This is a genomic window from Eggerthella hominis (assembly GCF_014287365.1).
In the GTDB taxonomy this organism is placed as follows: Bacteria; Actinomycetota; Coriobacteriia; order Coriobacteriales; family Eggerthellaceae; genus Eggerthella; species Eggerthella guodeyinii.
Window position 1 is genome coordinate 40,593 of the sequence record NZ_JACOOA010000003.1, and the last position, 26,820, is coordinate 67,412.

Below are 26,820 nucleotides of genomic sequence, written 5' to 3' on the forward strand. Positions count from 1 at the left end.
CGCCGGCGCGCGGCCCGTAGACCCCAAACGGGTTCATTTCGGCGTTTCTCCACGTCGATGCGGTATAGTGTTCCCGAACATCACGGGGAAGGGGTGCGGTGCGGGCATGCAGTTTCTGAGAACCATACGACCGAGCCATCTGGGTCTTATGACCATCCACATCTGGATATACTGCACGACCCATCGTCCCAGCCCGACGGACGACGTGTCCATCATGTCGGTTATGTACCTGGCGCTGTCGGCGTTCCTGATCGCGGTGGTGCTGGGCTCGAAGCGGGGCGCGCTGTCCGATGCGGCGAAGCGACGGTTGGACGTGGTTGCCGGCGCATGCATGGCTGCGGCGGCGCTGCTGCTCGCATTGCCGCTCGCCTCGGAGGCGGTGGGCACGGCGCTGGGAGCAGCGCTCGGCGGCATCGGGGTGGGCTGGGCGTACATGCGCTGGGGCGAGTTCTACTCAGAGCTGGACATCCACTACGCGACGCCGCTGATCTTCCTGACCATGGCGCTGGGTTCCGTGGGCAAGACCATCGTCGACTTCCTTCCCGCCGCGCCCGCCACGGTGGTGCTCGCGTGCCTGCCGCTGATCACCTTCGCCGCGATGCGCCGCTCGCTTGCGACCGTCCCCGACGCGCCCCAGCCCGCGCGCTACTACAACGAGCGCACCATCGGGTCGCTGTGGCGGCTGGTGGCCGGCATCGCCGTGTACAGCCTGACGGTGGGCATCATCCAGTCGCTGTTCCTGGAGGCCGAGCCTTCTCCCTACTTCGCGTCGGTGCTCGTGCATCACGGCGGCGAGGTGCTGCTGTCGCTCGCGCTGTTCGTATGGGTCGTGGGATTGAAGCGGGGGCTGAGCTTCAGCCGCACGTGGCGGCTCGTGCTGCTGCTGGTGGCCACCGCGCTCATCTTCGCACCGTATCTGGAAGAGGTGTTCGGAAGCTACCTGTTCGCGCTCATCCGCATCGCGCAGACGTTCCTCATTCTGTTCCTGTTCCTGGCGCTGGCCGACATCGCCCGGCACAGCACGTACCGGCCCATCACCGTGTTCGCGGCCGGTTGGGTGGCGTATTCGCTGCCGTTCGCGCTGGGGAAGATGGCGGGCGACGCGCTGCAGACGTGGGGGCACGATGCCTCGATGATCATGTCGTTGATCGTGTGGGTGCTGGTCATCGCCACGTTGTTCTTCTTGGACGAGTCGTCGGCGGGCAATCACCTCGTGTTCACGGAGCTCAACGACGGCGGCGACGAGGACACGCCCGCCAAGCGCATGGGCGCCATGCAGCAGACGCTGGACGAGCCGGGCGCCGCCGACACGCTGGCGTTGCGGTGCGCGGCCATGACCGAGGCATACGCGCTGACGCCGCGCGAGAGCGAGATCCTGGAGCTGCTGGCGCGCGGGCGCAGCAAGGCGTACATCGCCGACGCGTTCTTCATCTCCGAGAATACGGTGCGCGGCCACGTGAAGCGCCTGTACGCGAAGCTCGACGTGCACAGCAAGCAGGAGCTGGTCGACCAGGTGGAGGCCGTCGAGATCTGACGCGCGCGGCGGTTCGCTAGGGTCGCGCCGATCGCGCCGACTGCGCTGATCGCGCTGATCGTGCGGGATTGTCAACCCGGTTGGTGCGCGGCGAGGGGCGTTGTGGCATACTGCCAGCATGCGCATCAACGTCAGCTCTTACATCCCAGGAACCTCGCCGGTGCACGCGTGCGACGCGCGCGTGAAGATCGTGCTGCTCGCGGCGTATTCCGTCACGTTGTTCCTCGTGCGTTCGTGGGCGGGCATCGCGCTGTGTGCGCTGCTGTTCGCTGCGGTGGCGGCGGCGTCGCGCGTTCCGATCCGGCGGTTCTTCGGCCTGCTGGTGCCGGTGTACGTGATCGTGGCGTTCACCGTGCTGTTCAACGGGTTCTCGTTCGACGTGTCGCAAGCCGTGGTCGAGGCGCCGGCAGCGCTCGGCGACGTGTCGGCCGGCATCTTCGCAACGTGGGCTCCCATGCCGCTGATCGGGTCGTTCGGCCTGGTGCCGGCGGGGCTCGCGCGCGGTTGCTTCTTCGCGCTGCGCATCGTGCTGCTGGTGGTGGGCAGCCTCGTGGTCACCTACACCACCACGTCCACCGATTTGACGAACGCCCTGGGCGACTTCCTGCGCCCGCTCAAGCGCATCGGCGTTCCCAGCGACGACATCGCCATGGTGTTCTCGCTGGCGCTGCGGTTCATTCCCGTGACGGCCGAGGAGTTCGGCCGCGTGCACGATGCCCAATGGGCGCGCGGCGCGTCGTTTGCCGAGGGCAGCTTGTGGGAGCGGCTGCGCGCGTGGCAGACGGTGCTCATCCCCCTGTTCGTGGGGCTGTTCCGCCGCGCCGACTCGCTGGCCGTGGCCATGGACGCACGCTGCTACGGCGCGCCCGACGCGGAGCGTACCTCGCTCGCGCCGCGTGCGTTCTCGCTGTCGAGCGGCGTGGCGCTGGCCGCAGGGCTGGCGGCGTGCGCGGGGATGGCCGTGTGGCTGTAGGAGATCGATGCATCATTTGATGTTGTTTTGGCTGGCTCATGGTATACTGATCACATCAAATGATGTGATTTGGGGTGTTGCATGGGGGAGACTGCCGAACGCTGGAAGATAGAAGAATAAGAAGGCGGGTTGATGATGGAGCCTGTGAAACGGCTGCTATGCGAGGAGTGCCGGGAGGAAGTCGACGCGACGTACGAGATACGGCACCATGTCGAGGAAGTCCGCGGCGTGACGGTTGAGGCCGATATCGAGCATTACATTTGCCCGAAATGCGGAAGCTCCATCGGATGGGCTCCCCTTGTCGACGAGGGGTTCGAAAAGCTCTATCGCGCCTATCGAGACAAAGCGGGCGTCATGCAACCCGAGGAGATCGTGGCGTTGCGGAAGAAGTACGGGTTCTCCCAGCGGGTGTTCGCGGCTATCCTCGACATCGGCGTGGCCAGCCTGCAGCGCTATGAGCGCGGTTGCCTCGCCTCCGATTCCCATGCCCAGCTGCTGGCCAACGCGCGCGACCCTCGATTCTTGCTGAAGTGCCTGGAGCAGGGCGCGCGCAAGCTCTCCGACGGGGAGCGGGCCAACGCGCGCGACGTCGTGCGGAAGCGCGGCATGCCCCGCATCGACTACGCGGTGATCCGGTTCGACGCCATGGACGGGATTGCGCGAGGGGAAGGGCTCGATACCGGCATGCGCCTGTTCGACCCCGATCGCGCTCGCGAGACGGTGGTATACCTCGCCGAGCATGCGCGCGACCTGTACCGGACGAAGCTGAACAAGGTCCTGTTCTGCCTCGATTTCGCGGCGTATCGCGAAACCGGTGCGGGGTTCACTGGCTTGCGATACGCCAAAGCGCCGTTCGGTCCGGTGCCCGATCAGTTCGAGCTCTTGATGGCGGGGCTGATCGACGGCGAGGCGCTTTCGCTGCGTGAGCAGGGCAACGGCCAGGTGGTCGTTGCGGAACGCCCGGCGAACCCGGCCGTGTTTTCCGCATCGGACGTGAGCCTGCTTGAGGCGGTGTGCTCGTTTGCCGACGGGTTCGCCTCCGCCTCGGCGCTGTCCGACTACTCGCATGGGGAGCGCGGGTGGCTCGAAACGGAGGTCGGCGATCTTATCTCGTACGAATTCGCCTCCGACTTGCGATGGGACGGGGGAAGCTCGTGCTGAGGATTGGGGAGTTCTCGCGGTATGCGCGGCTGTCCATCCGCATGCTGCGCCACTACGATGCCGAGGGCGTGCTCGTGCCGGCGGCGCAGGATCCCGCGTCGGGGTACCGGCTGTACGCCGTCGAGCAGCTGGCGCGGGCGAACCGCATCAAGGCGCTGCGCGATCTGGGGTTCCAGGTGCGCGACATCAAGCGGCTGCTGACGCTGGACGACGAGGCGTTCGCCGACGAGCTGCGCCGCCACCAGCGTACGCTCGACGCTGAGGCGGCGCGTGTGGAGGAGCGGCGGACGGCGTTGCGGGGCCTGCTGGGCGCCGTGGAGGCCGGGGATGCACGGCAGGCGTTCGAGGTGCAGATGAAGAGCGTGCCGGCCTACGACGTGGTGACGTTGCGCATGGAGCTGCCCGACTACGACGACGAGCGTCTTGCCTGGGAGCGGCTGGGCGCGCTCATGCACGAGCACGGCATCGCGCCGTCGAAGCCGTACACGGAGTTCTGCACGTTTCCGGCCGACCGCTCGGAAGACGCGGACGCGCGCGACGGCGTGATCGTGGAGGTGTCGGTGGCCACGGACGCGCGCCCGACGTGCGGCGAAGGGGCCGGCGACGACGGCTGCGGCCTGCGCTTCCATCGCAGCGCGGCGCTGCCGCAGGCGGCGAGCATCATGGTGTGCGGTCCCTACGACCGCATCGCCGGGGCGTACGCGTCCTTCGCCCGCTGGTTGGAGGAGCACCCTCTGCTGCGCGCGGCGGGCGATACGCGCGAGATCGCGCACCGCGGTTGCTGGAACGCCGACGATCCGTCCGACTATCTCACCGAGCTGCTGATTCCGGTCGAAAGCGCTTGACCCTCACATCGTGTCAGGGGATAGGCTCCTGGTTGTGCTCCGCCGGCTTGCCAGCCGACGGAACCGCCGACGCTGCGACCGTACGTGGCACCCGGCCTTCACGCGATGTCAAGGACTCACGTACCGAAGTACGCTTCGCCCTTGCCATCCCGCGAATTCCGGGCACCACGTACGCTCTCGCTGACGTTGCAAACTACCTGCGATGAGAGGAGCTTTCCATGGAGGAGTACGTCATTCGCCCGATCGGGCATGTCGAGGCGCACGAGGATGGCAGCGCCACGTTGAGGATCGACGAGCCGTACCGCGCCGGGCTGCGCGGGTTGGACGGGTTCGGCCACCTCGAAGTGCTGTGGTGGAGCCACCTGGCGGACGCCGACGAGCTGCGCGGCCTGGTGGACGCGGGACGCCCGTACGTCGGGCTCGACTACGACCTGGGCATCTTCGCCACGCGCAGCCCGATGCGCCCCAACCCGGTGTCGCTGACCACCGTCGAAGTGGGCGCGATCGACGTCGAGGCGGGCACCGTGGAAACGCCGTACCTCGACGCCGAGGACGGCACGCCGCTGGTCGACCTCAAACCCTACACGCCCAGCATCGATCGCATCGCGACCCCGCGCGTGCCCGCCTGGTGCGCGAACTGGCCGAACGACGTCGAAACGTCCGGCCAGTTCGACTGGGGCGCCGTGTTCCGGTTCTAGATTCCTTGTTCTAGCGCGCCGAAACGACGCGCAGCCCGGACGCGGAGGGAGAGCGTTCGGGCTGCGACGGGAAGGGGCGAATGCTATTCGGCGCCCGCCAGCTTGCGGCCGGTGACGTAGCCGAACGTCAGGCACGTGCCGCCCAGGTTGTGGCCCGGGAAGTGCGTGGAGTAGCAGTTGCAGTACATGTCGCCCACGGTGGATCCGAGGCAGTACAGGCCCTCGATGACCTCGTTGTCCTCGTTCATCACCTGCATGTCGTCGTTGCAGCGGATGCCGCCGGTGGTGGTGAGGAACCAGGGCGTGCACTTGATGCCGTAGAACGGGCCGTTCTTGACGGGCAGCAGCAGCTCCTTGCGCTTGCCGAACTCCTCGTCGACGCCCTTGTCGCAGTAGCCGTTGTAGGCCTCGATGGTCTTGAGCGCCTCGTCCTTCGGCAGGCCCAGCTCCTCCACGAGCTTCTCGATGGTGTCGGCCTTGATCATCTTCACCTCGATGTCGCCCGAGCCGTTCATGTTGATGGTGCCCGGCCCGTCGATGGTGGTCTGCCAGTAGGCGCGTACGTCCTCAGGCGTCTCGAACACCTTGGGGCCGTCCACGTAACGGTGGTTCTGCCACTGCGGCTCGTTCGCGTAATCGTCATCCCAGATGGCGTACGCGTAGTGTCCCTTCTCGTGGGTGAGGGCCAGCGCGCCGTGCGAGATGACGTTGTCCTCGTTGGTGTAGCGGCGGCCGTCCGAGTTCACCATGAGACCCTGGAACGCGCGCACCTGGCGGGTGATGGAGCGCCACTGGAAGCAGAAGATCATGGGCGTGGGCGTCTCGTTCTTGTCCACAGCCGCACCTGCCCAGTACGCCATCTTGTGGCCGGAACCGTCCCAGATGCCGCCGAAGTCGGTCTGGTGCGCGGCCCAGGGAATGAGCTTCTCCAGCATCTCCTTGTCCTGGCCGAAGTCGCCCGTGGCCATGACCACGCCCTTCTTGGCGTTGAACCGGGCGTAGCCGTCGCCGGTCTTCGCAACCACGCCCACCACCTTCTCGCCTTCTTTGACGAGCTGCTTCGCCTCGGTCTGGTAGCGGATGTCCACGCCTTCCTTCGCGCAGTACGCCGCCATGTTGTCGCACACGTCCTGCTGCGGGTTGTCGTCGGGGCCCTTGCCGTTCGGGCCGTCGAGGAACTCGTGCGTGCCGGGGAACTCGCCGTTGATGTTCTCGGGATCCTCGTACCAGTGCTCCATGACGGGGGTGAGGTCGCTGCCGCCCACGGAGCTGGCCGTGGTCATGCGATCGATGAGCCAGTCCATGGCCTCGCCCGAGCGGTTGAAGTGCGTCATCCACTTGCGGCCGTCCACGCGGTAGGAGTGGTAGCCCATCATGCGCTTGTAGCGCTGGGCGATCTCCTCCACCGAGCACTCGTAACCCTTCTCCTTCGTCAGCTTCGAGTTCATGGCGTAGATGGAGCCGCCGCGGCCCACCACGTGGTCCATGCGCTCGAGCAGGACCACGTTCAAGCCGTTCTCGGCGGCCGACAGCGCGCAGCACAGGCCCGAGAAGCCCGCGCCCACGATCACGACGTCGGCTTCGACCGTCTCTTTGATGTCGCCGTCGGCGATGGGCTCGGGCGCGGTTTCGAAGTCGTAGGTGCCCGTCGCGTCCTTCGCGCTGGCCTTGGAAGCGCCGGCCGTGCCTTCTTTCGGCTGGGCCGCGCATCCGACGAGCGCGCCCGCGCCCGTGACGGCGGCGGTTGCCGCCGCGCCCGTGACGAAGGCTCCCTTTAGGAAGCTGCGTCGATCCATGCTGGGGATGGCTTCTTGCGTCATGATGATCCCTTCCTCCTTGACGAACGGCGGCCTGCGAAACGAAACGCCGATGCCGCCTGCCCCGTGCCCTCCGCACCGAGCTCTGTCCGCACCGTATCACGGGGCGCTCGGGCGTTTCGTCGCCCGTCGCAGGGAAAACGCCGCATCGTCCGTTTTCACCCCGAGGGGTGAGGCGCGACGAGGTATCCTGAACGCAGGGAGAAAAGGGAGGGTTATGCCGAACGAACACGTGCGCAATCTGTTCAACGCGCCGAGCGAACGGCGCGGCGTCGTCGCGGGCGTCTGCCAGTCGGCGGCGGGGCGCGGGCGCATCGCGCTGACGAGCGCCTGCTACACGGTATGGCTGATCGCATGCTGCCTGGGGCCTGCGGTGTCGGTGCCGCTCGGCGGCGGCGCGGCGGCGGCCGTGCCGGCATGGACGGGCCCGCTGCTGGCCATGGCCGTGGCCAGCACGGTGATCGCCGTCTGGTTCAAACGCACGCGTCGCGTGCCGGACGGCCCGTCGTGGCTGGTGGCGCTCGCGTCGATCATGACGCTGGCCGCGGCGCTCCATCTGGTGTGGGCGTTCGACCGCTCGCTGCCGAGCGCTGCGGATGCCGCCCTGTACGCGCTGATGAGCGTGCTGGCGGGTATCGGGGCGGCGCTGTTCCGCGTGGAGATCGACCGTGTTTTCGGATGGATCGGCACGCAGCAGACGCTGTACCAGGGCATGCTGGGCACGCTGGCGGCCCTCGTGCTGACGACGGCGGGGCTCGCTGGCGGCGACGACGCGACGGGGGCGCCGCTCGCGCTGTCCGGCATCGCGCTCGTGCTGCCGTTCGCGGCGATGCTGCTGCTGCGTCGCGTCGTGGGCAGCTTCCCGCGCGTGCGCTACTTCCAGCACGGACGCGACGTGCCGCTGCCGTTCCCCGCCAAGTTCGTGGCGACGTCGGCGGTGCAGGGCGTTGCGGCGGGCGTGCTGTACATGAGCCTGTTCCTGTTCGGCGTGCCCGCTTCCGGGTCGTCGAACACGGCCGTCGGGCAGCTGATCGCGGTGGTGCTGCTGTTCGCGACGCTCGTGTTCTTGCGGTTGGACTTCAACCGGTTCATCTACAAGGTGGCGTTCTCGTTCGTGGCCGTCGGGTTTCTGCTGCTGGCAGCGCTGCCGAGCGCGCCGCAGGTGGGCTTCGTAGTACTGGCTGCCGGGTTCTGCTACCTCGACCTCGTGCTGTGGAGCCTGGGCGCCTGCCTCATGAAGAACATGGGGCTGCCCGCCACGTGGGTCGCCAGCTGCCCGGGCGCGGCGCTGTTCTTCGGCGTGCTCGTGGGCGGGGCGGTGACGCACGCAGCCCTGGGCGGGCGTCCGCTCGAGGATGCGGCGATGCTCGCCAGCTTCGCCGCGTGCTTCCTGTTCGCCTGCGCGCTGTTCCTGTCGAGCGGCAGCAACTTGAAGTACGGCTGGGGCACCGTGCTGCCGGGCGAAGGGGGCCTCGAAGCGGGCGACCTCGCGGGCGTCGTGCGGTTCGTGGCCACGGAACGCGCGGTGACGCAGCGGGAGACCGAGGTCATGCTGCTGCTGGCGCAGGGTAAGTCGCGCCGCGCCATCTGCGAGGAGCTCACCGTGTCGCCCGACACGGTGAAGACCCACGTGCGCGCCATCTACCGCAAGCTGGACGTGCATTCCCAGCAAGAGCTCATCGACCGCATCGTGGCCGAGCGCGAGCACCTCGTCGACGACGCCGACGAGGTGGCGCTGGGGTAGGGACGTGGGACGGTTTCGCTCCGGCGACCGCTTGTCGACAATGGTGGGGAAACGGTCAAAGGAGCGGTGGCTGCGCTTCCGACGTGCTATGATTACCGCGAAGTGCATCTTTGCCGTGCCGATGCGGCAAAGCGGAAAAACCTACTAGGAGGCATGCATGAGCGTCATCATCGATGTGTTCGGTCGCGAGGTTCTCGACTCGCGCGGCAACCCGACCGTGGAAGTGGAAGTCGTGCTGGAAGACGGCGCGTTCGGCCGTGCCGCCGTGCCGTCGGGCGCTTCGACGGGTGCGTTCGAAGCCGTCGAGCTGCGCGACTGCGACAAGGGTCGCTACCTCGGCAAGGGCACGCTCGACGCGGTCGCCCACGTGAACGAGGAGATCGCCGAGGCGCTCATCGGCGTCGAGGCCGACGACCAGCGCTTCATCGACGACATCATGCTGCAGGTGGACGGCACCGACAACAAGGGCGCGCTGGGCGCGAACGCCATCCTGGGCGCGTCGCTGGCCTGCGCCAAGGCCGCTGCCGAGTCGGCCGAGCTGCCGCTGTACAAGTACGTCGGCGGCGTGAACGCGCACCTGCTGCCCACGCCTATGATGAACATCCTCAACGGCGGCGTGCATGCCGACAACAACGTGGACTTCCAGGAGTTCATGATCATGCCGGTGGGCGCCAGCTCGTTCGCCGAGGCGCTGCGCTGGTGCGCCGAGATCTACCACACGCTGAAGAAGGTGCTGCACGACGCGGGCCTCGGCGGCGGCGTGGGCGACGAGGGCGGCTTCGCCCCCAACTTCAAGACGAACGAGGAGCCGCTCGAGTACGTCACGAAGGCGTGCGAGGCTGCCGGCTACAAGCCCGGCGTGGACATCATGTTCGCCATGGACCCGGCTTCCACCGAGTTCTACAACGCCGAGACGGGCAAGTACGTGCTGGCGGGCGAGGGTCGCGAGCTGACGAGCGCCGAGATGGTGGACTACTGGGAAGCGCTCGTGGAGAAGTACCCGATCATCTCCCTGGAAGACGGCATGGCCGAGGAGGACTGGGACGGATGGAAGGCGCTCACCGATCGCATCGGCGACCGCGTGCAGCTCGTGGGTGACGACCTGTTCGTCACGAACTCCAAGCGTCTGGCCAAGGGCATCGAGATGGGCTGCGCGAACGCCATCCTCATCAAGGTGAACCAGATCGGCAGCCTCACCGAGACGCTCGAGGCCATCGAGATGGCGAAGCAGGCCGGCTACGCCTGCGTCATGAGCCATCGCTCCGGCGAGACCGAGGACACCACGATCGCCGACCTGGCCGTGGCCGTGAACACGGGCCAGATCAAGACGGGCGCGCCGTGCCGCTCCGACCGCGTGGCGAAGTACAACCAGCTGCTCCGCATCGAGGAAGAGCTGGACACCGCCGCCCAGTACGCCGGCATGAACGCGTTCTACAACATCAACCGCTAGCGGTTGCGGGGGGCTTGACGGCCCTCGGGTTCGGCGAAACGGAAAGGGCTGCCTGCGGGCAGCCCTTTTTCATGCGGGGAAGGGGCGAGCGCGCTACGCGCCCACCTGCATGTCCATGTCGGGGGCGGGGTGCTCGAGCGCGCCCTGGGCCAGCATCTCGGCGCCCACTTCCACGTACTCGTCTCCGGCTTCGGTGCACATGAGCGCCACCTCCTCGTCGGACAGCGTGCGCGACACGCGCGCGGGCATGCCCATGATCAGGCTCCTCGGCGGGAACTCGCGATGCTCGGGCACGAGCGCGCCCGCGGCCACCACGCACTCGTCGCCGATCTTCGCGCCGCTCATGACGATGGCGCCCATTCCCACCAGCACGTTGTCGCCGATCTCGCATCCGTGGATGATGGCACCGTGCCCGACCGTGCAGTGGCGGCCGATGATGGCGGCGTCGCCCGACGACACGTGAACGAGTACCCCTTCCTGCAGGTTCGATTCGTCGCCCACCACGACGGGCTCCAGGTCGCCGCGCAGGTGCGCGCCGGCGAACACGGTGACGTCGCGACCGAGGGTCACGTCGCCGACCAGGCTCGCGGCGGGGGAGATGCGTGCGGTGGGGTGGGCTTTCACGCGATGGTAAAGCGGTTTTTCTGCTGCGGTCATGGCGGTCTCCTTATGCGTTGGCTCGGTTGCTCGCTTCCATTATCGCCGAGGGGCGCGGCCGCGGCCATCGGCAGATCGCGACGATTGGGTGGAGCGCGCATTCGCCGCGGCGTCCGCGCGGTTGCCGAAGCCGTCAAACTTGCTGCGCAACACTATACTGCAAGCGCTATAATGGGCCGACGAAGGAAAGGGATGTGCAACCATGCCAGAAATGATCTCACTTGAAGAGGCCCGCGCGCTCGTATTGTCGCACGTGGCTCCCTTGCCGGTGGAAACCGCGCCCGTGCTGGAAGCGGTCGGCCGCGTGGCTGCCGCCGATTTGAAAAGCGACATCGACATCTCGCCGTTCGCCCACTCGGCGATGGACGGGTTCGCGGTGCGCGCGGCCGAGCTGGCCGGGGCGTCGCCGGAGGCGCCTGTGGAGCTGGACGTCGTCGCCGAGATCGCGGCCGGCGACGTGTACGAGGGGCCCATCGCGGCGGGCCAGTGCGTACGCATCATGACCGGCGCGCCGATGCCCGACGACGCGGACTCCGTGGTGAAGTACGAGATCGTCGACGTGGTGACCGGCGACGGCAAGCCCGGCAGCCGCGTGGCGTTCGCCGCGCCTGTCGACGAGCGCTCCAATGTGCGCGAGGCGGGCGAAGAGGCGAAGGCCGGCGAAGTGGTGGTGTCGCAGGGCGAGGTCATCGGCTCGGCCGGCGTCGGGTTCCTCGCGGGCTGCGGCATCGTGGAGGTGCCGACGCACCGCCGCCCGCGCGTGGCCGTCATCTCCATCGGCTCCGAGCTGGTGGACCCCACTGAGGTACCCACGCCCGGCAAGATCCGCAACTCGAACAGCTATGCGCTGGCGGCATGCGCGCAAGCCGCCGGTGCGGTGCCCACCATCCTTCCCATCGTGGAGGATACGAAGGAGGCGCTCGCGGCGGCCGTGTCCACGGCGGTGGACCAGTACGACTTCGTCGTGACGAGCGGCGGGGCGTCGAACGGCGATTTCGATTTCATCAAGCCCGTGGTGTCCGAGTTGGGCGATCTGCTGATGACCACGGTGAACATGCGTCCCGGCAAGGCCCAGACGTTCGGCATCGTGCGCGGCACGCCCGTGTTCGGCCTGCCCGGCAACCCGGCGGCGGCCTACGTGGGCTTCGAGATGATCATCCGCCCGGCGCTGCGCAAGATGCAGGGATACGCGCACTTCGAGCGCCCGTCCGTGATGGCGAAGCTGTCGCGCGACGTGAAGAAGAAGGACCCGCGCCGCATCTTCCTGCGCGGAACGTTGTACAAGGACGAGGGCGGCGACTACGTGGTGGCGCCGGCGAAGAACCAGAGCTCGGGCCTGTTCGGCGTCATCCAGCGCAGCAACTGCATGGCCATCCTGCCGGAGGGTCTCGACTCCCGCACTGCCGGCTCGCCCGTCCAGTGCGTCCTGCTCGACGTTTCCGAAGAGGTGAGTTTGTAGATGGAGCCTATCACGTTTGCCATTATCACGTGCTCTGATACGCGTGGAATGAAGGAGGATACGGCGGGCGCGGCGCTCGAGGCGCTCATCGCCGAGAACGGCTGGACGTGTGCGAGCCACGTGGTGGTGCCCGACGAGCGGCCGTTCATCGCGTCGGCCATCGTGCGCGCCTGCGACGAGCAGGACGTGGACGTGGTGCTGACCTGCGGCGGCAGCGGGCTCTCGCTGCGCGACGTGACGCCCGAGGCCACGATGGACGCCTGCGAGCGCAACGTGCCCGGCATCGCCGAGGCCATGCGCGCCCACTCGCTGGCCATCACGCCGTACGCCATGCTGTCCCGCGCGCTGTGCATGCAGCGCGGGCGGCACCTGGTGATCAACCTGCCCGGTAGCGAGAAAGCCGCCCGCGAGAACTGGGAAGGCGTCGTGAAGGCCCTCCCGCACGCCGTCAAGATGATGGCCGGCGGCGGCCACTAGCTTCCGTTCGAGTGCGCCGCAAGCCCTCCGTTCCGTTCTGGGCGCGAATCGGCATCCATGCCAATAAACAGGTAGAATCAGGCCCCTAGAAGGCGCGAGGGAATTGCGCCACCAGGGGTTTTGCGTATCTCGGCGACGACGAGCCTTAGAAAAATTGGCATAGGTCCCGATTCGCGCCCAGAACGGAACGGAGGGCTTGCCTCTCGCTCAGAACCCTACGGTCATGTGCAGGTGGTAGAACACGATGCGGGTGACGAAGACGGCGAGCAGCACGAGGACACCGGCGGCGACGCGCAGGGCGAGCGTCGTGCGGCGGGATTGTACGCGCTTGAGCGACAGGCCAGCCAGCGCGAGGGCAACTGCGCCCACGGCGAGGTGCACCCCGATGGCGGTGGGGTAGTACGGCGCCAGCGTGCTGGCCGAGAATTCGTTGTTCGCGATGCCGCCGAGGCTGCCCTGGTGCAGCGCGAGCACGATGGTCCCCGCTATGAGGGCGAGGCCAGCCAGCACGACGAGCGCGCACTCGAGGGCGCGCGGCCGCACCCGTGCCAGCTCCAGGAACAGCAGTCCCAGCACCGACCCGGCCAGCAGCGCGGCCAGCACGAGGTTCGCCGGCGTGTAGGGCGTGTCCCAGGTGGGAACCGTGTCCACGCCGTACGCCATCGACGTGCACGCGATGAGCGCGACGCCCGCCAGGCAGGCGAGCGCCAGCCACGGTTTCGCCACGGCGTCGGGGAAGCGCTCCTTGAACGCCATCATCCAGTACGAACCCACCAGGAACAGGAACGCCACGGCGCTCAGCACCTCGTTGGACAGCGGCGAGCGGCCGATGCCCGAGAACACGTGCAGCGCGTTCGCCGGCGTGCCGAGATGGGTGGCCGACGCGATGAACCCCACGAGCACCACGCTGAACGGACACGCGATCATGCGGTCGATGCGCACCGACGCCGCGTGGTCGTGCGACCAGAGCCGCACGAGCGCAAGCGCCAGGAACGCCACGACGCCCGCCGGTGCGAGCGAGGTGAACAGCCCGAGCGAGAAAGCGTCGAATCCGCTGGTCATAGGTGAATCTCCGTCCGGTTGACGATGCTTCCTCCCCGCTCCTCGGCGTGCGCGACCGCGGGCGACGGCAGGATGAGGAGGTTCGGCTGCGTCGCCGTCTCGTCGGGCAGGGGCAGGATGGAGCGCACCGTGTCGGGGTGGCGGCTTGTCAGCTCGGACACGAGGCCGAACTCGAGCGCGCGCACGGGGCACGCGTCCACGCAGATGGGCTGCTTGCTCTCGGCCACGCGATCGCGGCAGCCGTCGCACTTGCTGCTGCGCTTCAGGTGCGCGTCGATGTGGGGCGCGTGGTAGGGGCAGGCCATGGTGCAATAGCCGCAGCCGATGCACTTGCTGGCATCGGGCCATACCAGCCCCAGCTCGTCTTTGTGCATGGCGCCGGTGGGGCACACGCGGGTGCAGACGGGGTTGTTGCAGTGGTTGCAGGAGACGGACACGTGGTACGCGAACGCGTCCTGGGAAAGCGAGCCGTCCGCGTCGAGGTGCCACGAACCGCCCTCGTAGTCGATGACCATGCGAAAGGCCATGTCGGGGCCGTGATCGTGGTAATCTTTGCACGCCAAGACGCAGGTTCTGCACCCGGTGCAACGCGTGTTGTCGTAGAAGAATCCCCGTGGCATGATGCCGCTTTCGGTCGAGAACGATGCAAGGTAAACGATTTTACCATGGGCTTCCCCCTCCGACGCGACGCGCCGGAGGGGGAAGCGGCCAAGGGAGGGTGCTTACGCCACGCCCGTCACTTCCTTTTCGTTGGCGATGGCGCCGGTGGTGTCGCCGGGATCCTTCGCCGCGGGGCAGGGAAGGATGGCGATGGAGGGCGTCGTCTGGTCGGGCGACGGCATCGGCGCGATGCCGGCCACCGTCCCCGCGTGCTTCGAGCGCAGCTCCTCGATGTCGCCGAACTCGAGCGCGCGCAGCGGGCAGGCGTCCACGCACAGGGGGTTTTTGCCCTCGGCCACGCGGTCGGGGCAGCCGTCGCACTTCACGCCCTTGCCCAGCTCCTTGTCGACGATGGGCACGTTGTAGGGGCACGTTTCCACGCACACGCCCGCGCCCGTGCATTTCTCCTGATCGATGGCTACGAGGCCCGTCTCGGTGTCCTTTGTGATGGCACCCTGGGGGCACTTGGCCATGCACGCCGGCATGGCGCAATGCTGGCAGCCCAGCGACACGTGGTAGGCAAACGCGTCGGACGTGTAGGTGCCGTCGCCCGCGTCGGTCCAGGCGCCGCCTTCGTAGTCGTACACCTTGCGGAACGCGATGGTGGCGGACAGGTCCTTGTAATCCTTGCACGCCATCTCGCAGGTGCGGCAACCCGTGCAGCGCGTGCTGTCGAAGTAGAATCCGTACTGAGTCATGTCGTCTTTCCCCCTTTACGCCTTGGTCACTTGAGCGATGATGGAGTGCGCCGGGCCGTTGCCCTTGGCGTACGGCGTCGGCCGGTACGTGGTCAACGTGTTGACGCACGCGCCCTCGTCCACGCGATCGCCGCTCATGTTGGCCTTGTGCCACGCGCCCTGCGGGATGCCGATGGTGCCGGGGATGATGCGAGGCGTCACCTTGGCCTCGATGCGGATCTCGCCGGCCGGGCTCTTCACGGCCACCGTGTCGCCGCTGGCGATGCCGCGCGGCTCGGCGTCCGCGGGGTTGATCCACAGCTGCTGGCGCGCCACCTGCTCGAGCTCGGGGATGAAGCCGAACGAGGAGTGGGTGCGGCTCTTGTGGTGGAAGCCGGCGCAGTACAGCGGGTACTCCTCCGTCGTGGTGCCGTAGCCCTGGAACCCGGGGGTGAACACGGGGATGGGGTTGATCTCGTCGCCCTCTTCAAGCTCCCAGGTGGAGGCGATCTCGGCAAGCTGCTCGGAGTATATCTCGATCTTGCCGGACGGGGTGCCCAGCGGGTTCTTCACCGGGTCGGTGCGGAACGCCTCGAGGCCGATGCAGGGCTCCAGCGCGCGCTTGTACACGCCCTGCTCCTTGATCTCGTCCCAGCTCGGCATGTTGCCGTCGGCCTTCGCGCCCGCTTCGTAGAGCTCCTTGATCCAGTCTTCCTGCGTCTTGCCCTCGGTGAAGGCGTCCTTCATGCCGAACTTGTCGGCGATGTCGGCGCACACGTCGTAGCTCGTGCGGCACTCGCCCGGCGCGTCCTGCGCGGGTCCGCCCACCACGACGGCCGTGTAGTACTCGGAGTAGCCCTGGGTCTGCATGTTCAGCTGCTCGGAGCGCATGGCGTCGGGCAGCAGGATGTCGGCGTACTTCGCGGAGTCGGTCATCACCGTGTCCCACACCAGGATGAACTCGCACTTGCTCTCGTCGGCCAGGATCTCGTGCGTGTAGTTGATGTCGCCGTGCTGGTTCGTCAGGCAGTTGCCGGCGTAGTTCCAGATGAACTTGAAGTCGCTCTGCAGCTTGTCCGCGCCGATGACCCCGGCGTTGGTGGCGGTCATGTCCTTGCCGTGGTCGACGGCGTTCACCCACTGGTACACGGGGATGGCGGTCTTCACGGGGTTCTCGAACGGCAGGCTGCCGACGAGGTAGGTGGGCGGTTCGGCTTCGCGCTGGCCGGTGTTCGTGCCGGGCAGGCCGATCTTGCCGATGAGGATGGGCAGCATGCAGATGGCGCGCGTGGCGTCCTCGCCGTTCGTGTGGCGTTGCGGACCCCAGCCCTGCACGATGAAGGGCGCCTCGGCGGCGGCGATGTCGGCGGCAAGCTCGCGGATCTTGTCGGCCGAGATCTGCGTGATGGGGGCGGCCCACTCGGGGGTCTTCTCCACCATGTCGTAGCCGGTGCCCATGATGTAGTCCTTGTAGGACTTGCTCTGGCCCTTGGCGCTCTCGGGCATGGTGTCCTCGTCGTAGCCGACGCAGTAGGTGTCCAGGAACTCCTTGTCCACCAGGTCGTTCGCGATCCATTCATGCGCGATGGCCGAGCACAGCGCGGCGTCGGTGCCGGTGCGAATGGGCAGCCACTCGTCGGGATGGCCCGAGGCCGACTCGTTCAGGCGGTAGTCGATGTTGACGATCTTGCCGCCGCGCCCGACGACGGCCTCGCGCACCTTCGCGAAGTCCCACACCGCGTTCGCGCCGCCCATGCGGGTTTCCGCCGGGCTGTTGCCGAACATCACGACGAGGTCGGACGCACGCTCGGCCTCGGAGAACGAGGAAGCGTTCACGGCGTCGTACGGGCTGAAGACGCTGCCCTTCTCCTTGTCGCTGCCGTACATGAACGGCATGATGGCCTGCAGCATGTTCGTGGAGTAGTCGTACGCCTGATTGACGTAGCCGCCGAGGAGGCTGAGCAGGCGCAGGCCCGGCTGCTTGCCCGTGCACGAGTACATGCCGGTGGCGTAGTTCACGTACACGGCCTCGTTGCCGTACGTGTCGATGACGCGCTTGAGCTCGCTGGCGATGGTGTCGATGGCCTCGTCCCAGGAGATTTCCTCGAACGCGCCCTCGCCGCGCTTGCCGACGCGCTTCATGGGCTTCGTCAGACGGTCGGGGCTGTTGAGCCAACGGCGCATGGAGCGGCCGCGCAGGCAGGCACGCGCTTGCAGGTCGGTGTCGCCGGTGTTGTCGGTCTCCATGTAGACGATCTTGCCGTCTTGGGAGTGCCACTGGAAGATGCAGTTGCCGCCGCAGTTGACGTTGCACTGGCTCCACGCGATCTGGTCGGTGGCCGCTGCCGTGCCCTCGCCGGCCGCGTCCTGCTCGCCCTTCGGCGTGCAGCCGTAGAGCGCCGTCGATCCGGCGGCGCCGGCAAGCGCCAGGCCGGCCAACGATCCCTTGACGAACGTGCGGCGCGACAACGTCGATTCGTTCATGGTCATGGTTCCCTCCTCTAAATCCGATTGTTCCTCTCGCCTTTTCAAACGTACCCGAAACAACCGGCCGACGAATCACACTCGTCATGTGATTTAAGAGCAAAACCCCAGGTGGGGATTATCATCATTCCTCGAAACCCCTCGATCGGGGTCCCGCTTATGCTACCATGCTTAAGCATCACGAGACGGGGAGGGGGTTGCAGGACCATGGCTCGAACGATGCCGCGCATGCACGTGTCCAGTTGGGGCTACGCATGCTTCCTCACGGTGAACGCCACATCCATTTGGGGCGGCGTCTTCCCGTTTTTGCCGCTGGAATTCCAGACCGCCGAAATCACCCTCACGTTCTTCTTGGCGCAGGCGCTCGCGTTCGGCGGCGCGTTCGTGGCGAGCATGTTCGGATCGTACTACTTCCCGCGCGGGGCGCGCGTGATGCTCGTGTCGCTGAGCGCCATCCTCGTGTTCGCCGGCTCGGCCTGCCTTATCGCCGCCATGTACACGACGATGATCACGCTTGCGCTCGTGTTCGCCGGCGGCGTGCTGTTGGGCATCGGATGCGCGGGCATGTTCATGCTGTGGCAGCGCTACTTCGCGTCGTTGCCGGCGACCGAGGGCAACCTGCGGCTCATCGTGGGCACGGCCATCGCGCCGCTCATCTACTTCGCGCTGTACCTCGTGCCCATCGCGCTGACGGCGTTCCTCATCCCGCTCGTGTTCGTGCCCCTGTGCGGCCTCTGCATCGCGCTGTCGGTGCGCGAGATGCAGGTGGACCAGCCCATGTTCGAGGATGTTCCGCAGCAGCATCCGCGCGTGTATCGGCAGGTGGTGGCCGACTATTGGCGCAGCGCGCTGTGCGTGGGATCGCTCGCGTTCGCCAGCGGCGTCATCCGCGGCATCGCGCTTTTGCACGAGGAGATCGGGGCGGTGGTGAACAGCGCGTCCATGCTGGGCTCGCTCGTGTCGGCGGCGGTGCTGCTGGTGCTGTGGTACCGCATGAGCTTCCGCTTCGGGCTGACCTCGGTGTTCCGCGTGGTGTACCCGCTCATCATCACGGGGTTCCTGCTGCTGCCGTTTTTGGGCGCGACCTACCTCAACCTGTTCGCGGCGCTCACGTACATGGTGTTCTCGCTCGTGCAGATGCTCATGATGATGCAGTGCGCGCAGATCTCGCGCGACCGCGGCATCAACCCCGTGTTCATCTACGGGTTCTTCGGCGGCGTGGCCTACATCATGCAGAGCGCCGGTTTCCTGCTGGGGTGGGTGAGCGATTTCGTGTCGGTGGACGGGCGCGAGTGGCTGTTCGTCGTGGCCATGGTGTCGAGCTACGTGCTGGGCCTCACGCTGCTCGTGGCCACCGGCACGCTGTTCAAGCCGCTCGTGGCGAAGGGCACGGTGACGGCCGACCCCATCGAGTTTTTGGCGGCCGGCGTGTCGGAGGAGCCGCGGCAGCAGAAGGCGGCGAAGCCCGCGGCCAAGCGCCGCCGCAACCGCCCCTCGGCTTCCGAAGACGCCGGCGTCATCCGCGACCGCACGTCGAAGCAGTGCCTCATGCTGCAGGAGGCGCACGGGCTGTCGACGCGCGAGACCGAGGTCATGGAGCTCATCGCGCGCGGCAACAGCATGGCATCGATCGCCGAGCGCCTGGTCATCAGCGAGAACACCGTGCGCACGCACGCGAAGCACATCTACACGAAGCTCGACATCCACCGCCGTCAAGAGCTGTTGGACATGCTGGAGGGGTGAGACCCTTTGCGATGCGACGCGGCGTGCGCGCCCGCAGGCCGCGTCTCCGCGCCCTAGGGCGGTGGGGAAAGCGCCTTGCCTCCTTCCCACCCCTCGTGCCAGTGCTATACTGATGCCCGATCGACTGAAAGGCGTAGAGCATGGCACAGGATCTTCCCAACGGGTTCACCGGTTTCTCGCAGCGCAGGCCCAACGGCTTCGTGTCCGCGAGCGCGGCGATGGGCACGCCGCGGTACGTCGGCGCGCAGCCCCCCGCGAACGGCGCGGCCGGCAGCAGGGGCGCGTACGAGGCGGCCACGGCAGCGTTCAGCAGCGGCGCCGAGGGCGCGTTCCAGTACGCGCGCGACCACGCGCGGCCCGACGGCGAGCCGGCCCAGTTCGATCCCGACAAGCTGCGCCTCATCCCCGACATCGACCGCCGCTGGGCGTGGACGGAGATCGACCTCAACGCCATCCGCCACAACACGAGCGCCGTCAAGCAGCGCATCGACAACGGCGTGCGGCTCATGGCCGTGGTGAAGGCCGACGGGTACGGTCACGGCGCGGTGCGCTGCGCCAAGACCGCGCTGAACTCCGGCGCCGACTACCTGGGCGTGGCCACGGTGAACGAGGCCATCGAGCTGCGCGAAGCGCTGGTGAACGCTCCCATCCTCATCCTGTCGCAGCCGCCCGAGACGGCCATTCCGCTGCTGCTGGCCTACAAGGTCATGCCGAGTGTCTACACCTCCGAGTTCGCCATCCAGTACGCCGAGGCGGCCGACGCGTTCGGCGTGCGCGCGCCGTACCACCTGGCGGTGAACACGGGCATGAACCGCATCGGCGTGCGCCACGACGAGGTGGTGGAGTTCATGGGCCAGGTGAGCTTCCATCGCGCGCTCGACCTCGTGGGCACGTTCACGCACTTCGCCACCGCCGACTCGGCGGAGACGCTCGACTTCCAGATCCAGGTCAAGCGCTTCATCGAGGCCATCACGGCGCTGCGCACGGCGGGCGTCAACCCCGGCATCGTGCACGCTGCGAACTCGGCGGCCGCCATCCGCTATCCCGACGTGCAGTTCGACATGGTACGCCTCGGCATCGGCATGTACGGCCTGCATCCGTCGGGCGTCACGCGCCCGATGATCGATCTGCGCCCCGTCATGAGCGTGCACGCGCGCATCACCGACGTGCGCACCGTGCCCATGAGCGAGGGCGTGAGCTACGGCATGAACTACCGCAGCCCCGGCAGCGTGAAGATCTGCACGGTTCCCGTGGGGTACGCCGACGGGCTGCGCCGCGGCCTGTCGGGCCGCACCGACGTAATACTCAAGGGCCAGCGCTGCCACCAGGTGGGCAACATCTGCATGGACCAGTGCATGTTCGAGGTCGATCTGCGCGTGTACGGCAGCCGCCGCCGGCTCGATCCCCTGATCGGCGACGAGGTGCTGCTCGTGGGGCGCGAGGGCGATTCCGTGATTACCCTCGACGACATGGCGAACACGCTGGGCACCATCAACTACGAGCTGGCCGTCGGCTTCGCGTTGCGCATGCCGCGCGTGTACGTGTAACAAGGGAGGACTCGCATGACCAAGCCGCATATCCCGCTCGACGAACTTCGCTCGCAGGTGGAAGGGTGCCGCAAGTGCCCGCTGGCCGACGGGCGCACGCAAACCGTGTTCGGCGTGGGCAACCCCGAGGCGCGCGTCATGATCATCGGCGAAGCGCCCGGCAAGAACGAGGACCTGCAAGGCGAGCCCTTCGTCGGCGCGGCGGGCAAGTACCTCAACGAGCTGTTGGCGGTGGCGGGCCTCACGCGCGAGGACGTGTTCATCGCGAACGTGCTGAAGTGCCGCCCGCCGGGAAACCGCGATCCGCGCCCCGAGGAGATCGAGCTGTGCACGCCCTACCTGCGCGAACAGACGCGCACCATCGATCCCGAGTTCCTCGTGACGCTGGGCAACTTCTCCACGAAGTTCATCCTGAAAACCGATATCGGCATCACGCGCCTGCACGGCTCGGTGCAGCGCGCCGGCAAGTTCAAGGTGTTCCCCATCTTCCACCCGGCGGCGGCGCTGTACGACGGCTCGAAGCGCGAGGCGCTCGAGAACGACTTCGCCACGCTGGGCGAGCTGCTGCGCGCGAGCGATGCGGAGAAGGTTGCGGCGGCGGCAGCGGCCGCGGCCGCCGAAGCCGCCAAAGAGCCCGAGCAGCCCACGCTGTTGTAAACGTTCTTTGCGCCACGAGCCCCCGCTAACGAAAGGTTTCTTTCGCTAGCGGGGGATTTTCGTGCACTAACGAAAGAAATCGGGCAATTTTTTTCGTTAGAAGAGTACAATGAAAGATAATAATCATTTTCTTTCGATTCTTTACTTACATTGTATTTGGGAAAGAGGTGGATCGCATGGCAGCATCCAATCGATCAGGGCACTATGAACCCCAGGCGAGCGGTTATCGTGCTTTTGTTCCGAGTCCGCTTCCGCCCGATCCCCCTGTTTTGTTTTCACCTGAATTAATGCGGCTGCTCTCAGAAGCTGATCGCAAGCTCGGTAGACTCGACGGCGTTACGCAGGTGCTTCCCGACCCAGATCTATTCGTGTCGATGTATGTGAAAAAGGAAGCGCTTCTCAGCTCTCAAATCGAGGGCACCCAAGCATCTCTGCAAGATGTGCTTGCAATCGAAGAAAGCAGACTGAACGACGACACGCAGGAGGTTGCCAATTACATCGATGCCATGAATCACGGGCTAAATCGCCTACGTGAATTTCCCCTGAGCCTTCGTTTGATGCGGGAGATCCATGTTCGGCTGCTAGCAAGCGGGCGTGGTAGCGAAAGAACTCCGGGTGAGTTTCGATATTCGCAGAATTGGATCGGCGCGCAAGGATGCTCGCTTGCCGACGCTGCATATGTACCGCCTGCCGTCGACGACATGCATAAGGCGTTGGGCGATTTGGAGACGTTCTTTTACGATTGCAGCGAGATACCTACGTTGATCAAGATAGGACTCATTCATGCGCAGTTCGAAACCATTCATCCATTCCTGGACGGAAATGGCCGTATGGGGCGCTTGCTCATTACCTTCTGGTTGTGCAACGAGGGCATTCTTTCGCAACCGGTGCTGTACCTCAGCTATTACTTCAAACGCAACCGTCGAGAGTATTACGATCGCCTCATGGATGTTCGTTTCAAAGGTGCATGGGAAGAGTGGCTAGCTTTCTTTCTTCGGGGCATTGCCCAAACGTCCGAGGAGGGAGTTACTTCTGCGAAGAGGATCATCGCTTTGCAGAGTGATTGCCTGCAGCGAATCGGCGACGCACGCTTGAATTCCAACCATACCCTCTTGCTTGACCGGCTTTTCGAGTCGCCTTCGATCACCAAACGCAAAGCGGCGGAGGTTCTCGGCGTGTCCGAGCCTACAGCAAAAACAGTGATAGACAACCTTTGCGATATCGGAGTGTTGAGGGATGTCGAGCCGCGAGCGCAGCGAAACAAGCGATTCGTATTCCAGCGGTATCTGGATATTCTCGAGCCTGGCACTGATCCTATCTAATTGCATTTCGACTCGTAATCTCCCCCGCTAACGAAAGGTTTCTTTCGTTAGCGGGGGAGATTCGTGCGCTAACGAAAGAAATCGGGCAATTTCTTTCGTTAGCGGGGCGGCGGGGTGCGGTTGAGCCGTTTTCTCTGTTGCGTGCTATCGAACGCGTCCCAAAGGTGCCTGTCTCCTTTGGGACGCTATAGCCACTTCTTGCGTTTGAACAGGATGATCTCGACGATGACGAGGATCACGGACACCGCGATGATGGTCTGGTAGCCCCAGCGCCAGTCGAGGCCGGGCATGTTCGCGAAGTTCATGCCGAACCAGCTGGTCAGCAGTGTGAGCGGTGCGAACAGCGTGGTGATCACCGTGAAGAACTGCATCGTGTTGTTCTGCTGCAGGTCGATTTGCGTCTGGTACAGCTCGCGCAGCTGCAAGCTGTATTCCTTGAGGGTGAGCGAGCGCTTCAGCAGGCGCTCAGCTTGGCGCTCCAGCACGAGGAACAGGCGGCTTTCCTCGTGGGTGAGCAGCTTGTTCTCGTTTTCGGCGATGCCGCTGGCCATGTCGACGAGCTGCTGGTAGTACGTATCGATGCGCAGCAGCTTGCGCCGGAACGTCAGCATGTTGCGGCTGCTGGCGTCCATGCCTCGGTCGATGATGGACTCCTCCACGTCCTCCATGCGGTCCTCGAGGTCGGCCAGGAACGAGAGGTCGTTCTTCACGAGCAGCTTCATGAACTCGAACAGGCAGTGGCCCACGGTGGGTTGCTTCACGATGTGCTGCGTGGCGATGACGTCGAGCACGGGGGCGCAGGTGTCGCCGTCGTCGAGGAACACGAGGTGCGTCGCGTCGAGGTAGAACGCGAAGCAGCGCGGGTCGAACAGCACGTGGTCTTTGTCGGGCACGGCGAACGAGCCGATGAGGCAGTGGGGGAACACGTCGAGGTAGGTGTTCTCCACGGTTGAAATCGAGCGCAGCGATGCTTGCATGTCGGGGCTGAGGAAGCGCGCCTCGTCGATTTCGAGCGTGGTCAGCACTTCGACGATGGGCTGATCTGCATCGATGGGCGTGCCCGCGGGGGCGGGCTCCAAGTGGTTGTTCAGCAGGTAGAGGTGGGCCATCGTGCGTTCTTTCAACGGGGCTGAGGCGGTGCGCCCGCGTGTCGGGCGATTCCTCAGCTTACCACGCAGCATTGCCCCATCCCGCCCCCGGCGCAGCCCGTAAGGGGATTGTTGACGCCTGTCGGGGCGCTGCGAGAACCCTTCCGGTGGGATTTCCTCCACTGGCCGGGTGGAAACACGCTTGAAACAAAGGGGCTGGGACCCCTTTGCTATACTGGCGATAACATCTACGAGACGGCACCGCTTTCGGTGCTGCTTTTGTATCTGAGACGAGAAGGGCGAAGACGTGTATCCCATCGAACAGGTAGAGGCGCTCAATCCCGAGGTGACGCGCATGGTGGTGCGTGCCCCCGAGATCGCGAAAAAGATCAAGCCCGGTCAATTCATCATGCTGCGCATCGACGAGCAGGGCGAACGCATCCCGCTCACCATGAACGACTGCGACGCGCAGGCCGGCACCATCACGATCATCTTCCAGGCGGTGGGCGCCACCACCATGCGTCTCGCCCAGATGAAGGCGGGCGACGCGCTGCTCGATTTCGCCGGGCCGCTGGGGAACCCCACCGAGCTCGCAGGTGCGAAGCGCGCGTGCGTCATCGGCGGCGGCTTGGGCACGGCTATCGCGTTTCCGCAGGCGAAGTGGCTGCATGACAACGGCTGCGAGGTGGACGTGATCACCGGCTTCCGAAACAAGGACCTCGTGCTGCTGGAAGACGAGATCAACCAGCATTCCACGCGCCAGGTCATCATGACCGACGACGGCTCGAACGGCAACAAGGGCCTGGTGACGCAGGCGCTGCAGCAGCGCATCGACGAGGGAGCGGACTACGACCTCGTGCTGGCCGTGGGCCCCGTCATCATGATGAAGTTCGTGGCCGCCACCACGAAGCCCTACGGCATCAAGACGTACGTCAGCATGAACCCGCTCATGATCGACGGCACGGGCATGTGCGGCGGCTGCCGTGTGAAGGTGGGCGACGAGTACCTGCACGCGTGCGTGGACGGCCCCGACTTCGACGGCCATCTGGTGGATTTCGACGACGCCATGCGCCGCGGCGTCATGTACCGCAGCTTCGAGAGCGCGGCGCGCGAAGGCCACGATTGCAACGAGCGGAAGGGGGCCTAGCATGGCGCGGATGAGCTACGAAGCCAACAAGCAGAAGACGCGCGTCCCCATGCCGGAGCTCGACCCCGTCGAGCGCGCGCAGACGTTCGAGGAAGTGGCGCTGGGCTACTCCGAAGAGGAGGCGGTGACCGAAGCGCGCCGCTGCATCCAGTGCCCGAACACGCCGTGCGTGAGCGGTTGTCCCGTGGGCGTGCCCATCCCGCAGTTCATCGCGCAGGTGGCCGAGGGCAACTTCGCCCGCGCGTACGCCATCGTGAAGAGCGCGAACTCGCTGCCCGCCATCTGCGGCCGCGTGTGCCCGCAGGAGACGCAGTGCGAAGGCGTGTGCACGCGCGGGAAGAACGGCGAGCCCGTGGCCATCGGGCGTTTGGAGCGCTTCACGTCCGATTGGGCGTTCGAGCACCCCGAGGAAGCGGCTGCGGCCATGGAGGCGTTCGCGCGCGAGGCCGAAGGCGGCGAAGCCGATGACGACGCGCCGACGTCCGTCGACCTCTCCGGCAAGCGCGTGGCTGTCGTGGGCTCGGGCCCGGCGTCGCTGACGTGCGCGGGCGAGCTGGCGAAGCTCGGCTGCGACGTGACGGTGTTCGAGGCGCTGCACAAGGTGGGCGGCGTGCTGACCTACGGCATCCCCGAGTTCCGCCTGCCGAAGGACCTCGTGCAGCGCGAGGTGTCGAAGCTGGGCGACAAGGGCGTGTCGTTCGAGGTGAACGCGCTGGTGGGCAAGCTGTACGACATCGATGAGCTCATGGAGGACCGCGGCTTCGACGCCGTGTTCGTGGGCACGGGCGCGGGCCTGCCCAGCTACCTGGGCATCGAGGGCGAGGGCCTCAACGGCGTGTCGGTGGCAAGCGAGCTGCTGACCCGCGTGAACCTCATGAAGGCGTATCTGTTCCCCGAGTACGAGACGCCGGTGTACGCCGGCAAGAAGTGCGTGGTGGTGGGCGGCGGCAACGTGGCCATGGACGCCGCGCGCACGGCGAAGCGCCTGGGCGCCGACGTGACCGTGGTGTACCGCCGCGGCCGCGACGAGATGCCGGCGCGTGCCGAGGAAGTGCACCATGCCGAGCAGGAGGGCATTCACTTCCAGCTGCTGACGAACCCGACGCGCATCCTGGGCGACGAGAACGGGTGGGCGTCGGGCGTCGAGTGTGTCCGCATGGAGTTGGGCGAGCCCGACGCGAGCGGGCGACGCCGTCCGACGGCGGTCGAAGGCAGCGAGTTCGTCATCGACATCGACATGCTGGTGGTTGCGGCGGGCTCGAAGACCAACCCGCTGATTGCGAAGACCACCCCGGGGCTCGAGGTGACGCCGCGCAGCCTGATCGTGGCCGACGAGCGCACAGGAGCCACGTCGAAGCCGGGCGTGTTCGCCGGCGGCGACGCCGTCATCGGCGCGGCAACCGTCATCCTCGCCATGGGCGCCGGCAAGCGCGCGGCGGCGGGCATCGCGGAGTATCTGGTTCCGAAGGCCTGACGGCCGCCCGTCGGTGGCGCGGCGTGTCGTTCGGGATACGCCGCGCCGCTTGCCGCGCCGATCGCACGCCGCGCCCGTCGCGAATCGGCGCGGTACGCGCTCGTTCGCCCGCGGGTTCGCCCCCGCGCCAGGGGAGCGCCTCGC

Annotated in this window: 22 protein-coding genes; 15 read left to right on the forward strand and 7 right to left on the reverse strand. The window is 66.3% G+C overall.

The window, feature by feature from the left end; all coding sequences use genetic code 11:
* The first annotated feature begins 106 nt into the window (after nucleotides 1-106).
* The 5 genes from H8S61_RS07755 to H8S61_RS07775 all read left to right on the forward strand — a co-directional run bounded on the left by H8S61_RS07755 (nucleotide 107) and on the right by H8S61_RS07775 (nucleotide 5,211).
* Nucleotides 107-1,534 (forward strand): response regulator transcription factor, encoded by a 1,428-nt coding sequence (locus tag H8S61_RS07755; protein WP_186938577.1) that lies wholly within the window; start codon nucleotides 107-109, stop codon nucleotides 1,532-1,534.
* Between the two features lie 160 nt (nucleotides 1,535-1,694).
* Entirely contained in the window at nucleotides 1,695-2,507 is an 813-nt protein-coding gene (locus H8S61_RS07760) for an energy-coupling factor transporter transmembrane component T family protein (protein ID WP_366458063.1), read from the forward strand.
* A 132-nt stretch (nucleotides 2,508-2,639) separates the two neighbouring features.
* Entirely contained in the window at nucleotides 2,640-3,668 is a 1,029-nt protein-coding gene (locus H8S61_RS07765; RefSeq protein WP_255466527.1) for a type II TA system antitoxin MqsA family protein, read from the forward strand.
* Entirely contained in the window at nucleotides 3,662-4,513 is an 852-nt protein-coding gene (locus H8S61_RS07770; protein ID WP_186938579.1) for a MerR family transcriptional regulator, read from the forward strand. Before H8S61_RS07765 ends, H8S61_RS07770 begins: the two co-directional genes overlap by 7 nt.
* Before the next feature lie 218 nt (nucleotides 4,514-4,731).
* Nucleotides 4,732-5,211 (forward strand): TrmO family methyltransferase domain-containing protein, encoded by a 480-nt coding sequence (locus H8S61_RS07775; protein ID WP_186938580.1) that lies wholly within the window; start codon nucleotides 4,732-4,734, stop codon nucleotides 5,209-5,211.
* A gap of 83 nt (nucleotides 5,212-5,294) precedes the next feature.
* Here H8S61_RS07775 and H8S61_RS07780 read toward each other — a convergent pair whose 3' ends face one another.
* Complete coding sequence (locus tag H8S61_RS07780; RefSeq protein WP_186938581.1) at nucleotides 5,295-7,031, reverse strand: FAD-dependent oxidoreductase; 1,737 nt, start codon at nucleotides 7,029-7,031, stop codon at nucleotides 5,295-5,297.
* A 214-nt stretch (nucleotides 7,032-7,245) separates the two neighbouring features.
* Between H8S61_RS07780 and H8S61_RS07785 the strand changes: the two genes are divergently transcribed.
* Together H8S61_RS07785 and eno are read left to right on the forward strand one after the other, a co-directional pair.
* Nucleotides 7,246-8,772: a LuxR C-terminal-related transcriptional regulator gene (locus tag H8S61_RS07785; protein ID WP_186938582.1), complete on the forward strand. Its 1,527-nt coding sequence runs from the start codon at nucleotides 7,246-7,248 to the stop codon at nucleotides 8,770-8,772.
* Between the two features lie 157 nt (nucleotides 8,773-8,929).
* The gene (eno, locus tag H8S61_RS07790) at nucleotides 8,930-10,222 is read left to right on the forward strand and encodes a phosphopyruvate hydratase (protein ID WP_154332820.1); all 1,293 of its coding nucleotides are present in this window, start codon (nucleotides 8,930-8,932) and stop codon (nucleotides 10,220-10,222) included.
* 93 nt (nucleotides 10,223-10,315) lie between these two features.
* Here eno and H8S61_RS07795 read toward each other — a convergent pair whose 3' ends face one another.
* Nucleotides 10,316-10,879, reverse strand: a complete 564-nt coding sequence (locus H8S61_RS07795) for a gamma carbonic anhydrase family protein (RefSeq protein WP_160941420.1) — start codon at nucleotides 10,877-10,879, stop codon at nucleotides 10,316-10,318.
* A gap of 202 nt (nucleotides 10,880-11,081) precedes the next feature.
* Between H8S61_RS07795 and H8S61_RS07800 the strand changes: the two genes are divergently transcribed.
* Both H8S61_RS07800 and H8S61_RS07805 read left to right on the forward strand, forming a co-directional pair.
* The gene (locus H8S61_RS07800; protein ID WP_186938583.1) at nucleotides 11,082-12,338 is read left to right on the forward strand and encodes a molybdopterin molybdotransferase MoeA; all 1,257 of its coding nucleotides are present in this window, start codon (nucleotides 11,082-11,084) and stop codon (nucleotides 12,336-12,338) included.
* Nucleotides 12,339-12,815, forward strand: coding sequence for a MogA/MoaB family molybdenum cofactor biosynthesis protein (locus tag H8S61_RS07805; protein ID WP_186938584.1), 477 nt, complete (start codon nucleotides 12,339-12,341; stop codon nucleotides 12,813-12,815).
* A 207-nt stretch (nucleotides 12,816-13,022) separates the two neighbouring features.
* On the opposite strand, the gene H8S61_RS07810 is transcribed toward H8S61_RS07805, so the two are convergent.
* The 4 genes from H8S61_RS07810 to H8S61_RS07825 all read right to left on the reverse strand — a co-directional run bounded on the left by H8S61_RS07810 (nucleotide 13,023) and on the right by H8S61_RS07825 (nucleotide 17,704).
* Complete coding sequence (locus tag H8S61_RS07810) at nucleotides 13,023-13,877, reverse strand: dimethyl sulfoxide reductase anchor subunit family protein (protein ID WP_186938585.1); 855 nt, start codon at nucleotides 13,875-13,877, stop codon at nucleotides 13,023-13,025.
* Entirely contained in the window at nucleotides 13,874-14,497 is a 624-nt protein-coding gene (locus tag H8S61_RS07815) for a DMSO/selenate family reductase complex B subunit (protein WP_160941416.1), read from the reverse strand. Before H8S61_RS07815 ends, H8S61_RS07810 begins: the two co-directional genes overlap by 4 nt.
* A gap of 102 nt (nucleotides 14,498-14,599) precedes the next feature.
* A complete protein-coding gene (locus H8S61_RS07820; RefSeq protein WP_186938586.1) occupies nucleotides 14,600-15,235 on the reverse strand; it encodes a 4Fe-4S dicluster domain-containing protein in 636 nt (211 codons plus the stop codon).
* Nucleotides 15,236-15,250: 15 nt separating this feature from the next.
* The gene (locus H8S61_RS07825; RefSeq protein WP_186938587.1) at nucleotides 15,251-17,704 is read right to left on the reverse strand and encodes a DMSO/selenate family reductase complex A subunit; all 2,454 of its coding nucleotides are present in this window, start codon (nucleotides 17,702-17,704) and stop codon (nucleotides 15,251-15,253) included.
* A 201-nt stretch (nucleotides 17,705-17,905) separates the two neighbouring features.
* Between H8S61_RS07825 and H8S61_RS07830 the strand changes: the two genes are divergently transcribed.
* The 4 genes from H8S61_RS07830 (at nucleotide 17,906) to H8S61_RS07845 (ending at nucleotide 22,967) form a co-directional block, all read left to right on the forward strand.
* Nucleotides 17,906-19,441: a helix-turn-helix domain-containing protein gene (locus H8S61_RS07830; RefSeq protein ID WP_154332828.1), complete on the forward strand. Its 1,536-nt coding sequence runs from the start codon at nucleotides 17,906-17,908 to the stop codon at nucleotides 19,439-19,441.
* Between the two features lie 140 nt (nucleotides 19,442-19,581).
* Nucleotides 19,582-20,988, forward strand: coding sequence for an alanine racemase (gene alr, locus H8S61_RS07835; protein ID WP_160941413.1), 1,407 nt, complete (start codon nucleotides 19,582-19,584; stop codon nucleotides 20,986-20,988).
* Nucleotides 20,989-21,003: 15 nt separating this feature from the next.
* Nucleotides 21,004-21,645: a uracil-DNA glycosylase gene (locus H8S61_RS07840; RefSeq protein WP_160941412.1), complete on the forward strand. Its 642-nt coding sequence runs from the start codon at nucleotides 21,004-21,006 to the stop codon at nucleotides 21,643-21,645.
* 176 nt (nucleotides 21,646-21,821) lie between these two features.
* Nucleotides 21,822-22,967, forward strand: a complete 1,146-nt coding sequence (locus H8S61_RS07845; protein ID WP_186938588.1) for a Fic family protein — start codon at nucleotides 21,822-21,824, stop codon at nucleotides 22,965-22,967.
* Between the two features lie 185 nt (nucleotides 22,968-23,152).
* Here the strand turns inward: H8S61_RS07845 and H8S61_RS07850 are convergent, their stop codons facing one another.
* Nucleotides 23,153-24,076: a magnesium transporter CorA family protein gene (locus tag H8S61_RS07850; RefSeq protein WP_186938589.1), complete on the reverse strand. Its 924-nt coding sequence runs from the start codon at nucleotides 24,074-24,076 to the stop codon at nucleotides 23,153-23,155.
* Nucleotides 24,077-24,362: 286 nt separating this feature from the next.
* On the opposite strand from H8S61_RS07850, the gene H8S61_RS07855 reads away from it, so the two are divergent.
* Both H8S61_RS07855 and gltA read left to right on the forward strand, forming a co-directional pair.
* Nucleotides 24,363-25,202, forward strand: coding sequence for a sulfide/dihydroorotate dehydrogenase-like FAD/NAD-binding protein (locus H8S61_RS07855; protein WP_186938590.1), 840 nt, complete (start codon nucleotides 24,363-24,365; stop codon nucleotides 25,200-25,202).
* Between the two features lies 1 nt (nucleotide 25,203).
* The gene (gene gltA, locus H8S61_RS07860; RefSeq protein WP_186938591.1) at nucleotides 25,204-26,676 is read left to right on the forward strand and encodes an NADPH-dependent glutamate synthase; all 1,473 of its coding nucleotides are present in this window, start codon (nucleotides 25,204-25,206) and stop codon (nucleotides 26,674-26,676) included.
* Nucleotides 26,677-26,820: the final 144 nt, after the last annotated feature.

What these genes read in the sequence shown, in the direction of transcription:
- H8S61_RS07800 (WP_186938583.1), top strand. Translation starts at nt 11,082, where the DNA reads ATGCCAGAAATGATCTCACTTGAAGAGGCCCGCGCGCTCGTATTGTCG.
- eno (WP_154332820.1), top strand. Translation starts at nt 8,930, where the DNA reads ATGAGCGTCATCATCGATGTGTTCGGTCGCGAGGTTCTCGACTCGCGC.
- H8S61_RS07825 (WP_186938587.1), bottom strand. Translation starts at nt 17,704, where the DNA reads ATGACCATGAACGAATCGACGTTGTCGCGCCGCACGTTCGTCAAGGGA.
- H8S61_RS07830 (WP_154332828.1), top strand. Translation starts at nt 17,906, where the DNA reads ATGGCTCGAACGATGCCGCGCATGCACGTGTCCAGTTGGGGCTACGCA.
- H8S61_RS07775 (WP_186938580.1), top strand. Translation starts at nt 4,732, where the DNA reads ATGGAGGAGTACGTCATTCGCCCGATCGGGCATGTCGAGGCGCACGAG.
- H8S61_RS07820 (WP_186938586.1), bottom strand. Translation starts at nt 15,235, where the DNA reads ATGACTCAGTACGGATTCTACTTCGACAGCACGCGCTGCACGGGTTGC.
- H8S61_RS07755 (WP_186938577.1), top strand. Translation starts at nt 107, where the DNA reads ATGCAGTTTCTGAGAACCATACGACCGAGCCATCTGGGTCTTATGACC.
- H8S61_RS07815 (WP_160941416.1), bottom strand. Translation starts at nt 14,497, where the DNA reads ATGCCACGGGGATTCTTCTACGACAACACGCGTTGCACCGGGTGCAGA.
- H8S61_RS07845 (WP_186938588.1), top strand. Translation starts at nt 21,822, where the DNA reads ATGGCAGCATCCAATCGATCAGGGCACTATGAACCCCAGGCGAGCGGT.
- H8S61_RS07785 (WP_186938582.1), top strand. Translation starts at nt 7,246, where the DNA reads ATGCCGAACGAACACGTGCGCAATCTGTTCAACGCGCCGAGCGAACGG.
- alr (WP_160941413.1), top strand. Translation starts at nt 19,582, where the DNA reads ATGGCACAGGATCTTCCCAACGGGTTCACCGGTTTCTCGCAGCGCAGG.
- H8S61_RS07795 (WP_160941420.1), bottom strand. Translation starts at nt 10,879, where the DNA reads ATGACCGCAGCAGAAAAACCGCTTTACCATCGCGTGAAAGCCCACCCC.
- H8S61_RS07850 (WP_186938589.1), bottom strand. Translation starts at nt 24,076, where the DNA reads ATGGCCCACCTCTACCTGCTGAACAACCACTTGGAGCCCGCCCCCGCG.
- H8S61_RS07765 (WP_255466527.1), top strand. Translation starts at nt 2,640, where the DNA reads ATGATGGAGCCTGTGAAACGGCTGCTATGCGAGGAGTGCCGGGAGGAA.
- H8S61_RS07810 (WP_186938585.1), bottom strand. Translation starts at nt 13,877, where the DNA reads ATGACCAGCGGATTCGACGCTTTCTCGCTCGGGCTGTTCACCTCGCTC.
- H8S61_RS07780 (WP_186938581.1), bottom strand. Translation starts at nt 7,031, where the DNA reads ATGACGCAAGAAGCCATCCCCAGCATGGATCGACGCAGCTTCCTAAAG.
- H8S61_RS07805 (WP_186938584.1), top strand. Translation starts at nt 12,339, where the DNA reads ATGGAGCCTATCACGTTTGCCATTATCACGTGCTCTGATACGCGTGGA.
- H8S61_RS07840 (WP_160941412.1), top strand. Translation starts at nt 21,004, where the DNA reads ATGACCAAGCCGCATATCCCGCTCGACGAACTTCGCTCGCAGGTGGAA.
- gltA (WP_186938591.1), top strand. Translation starts at nt 25,204, where the DNA reads ATGGCGCGGATGAGCTACGAAGCCAACAAGCAGAAGACGCGCGTCCCC.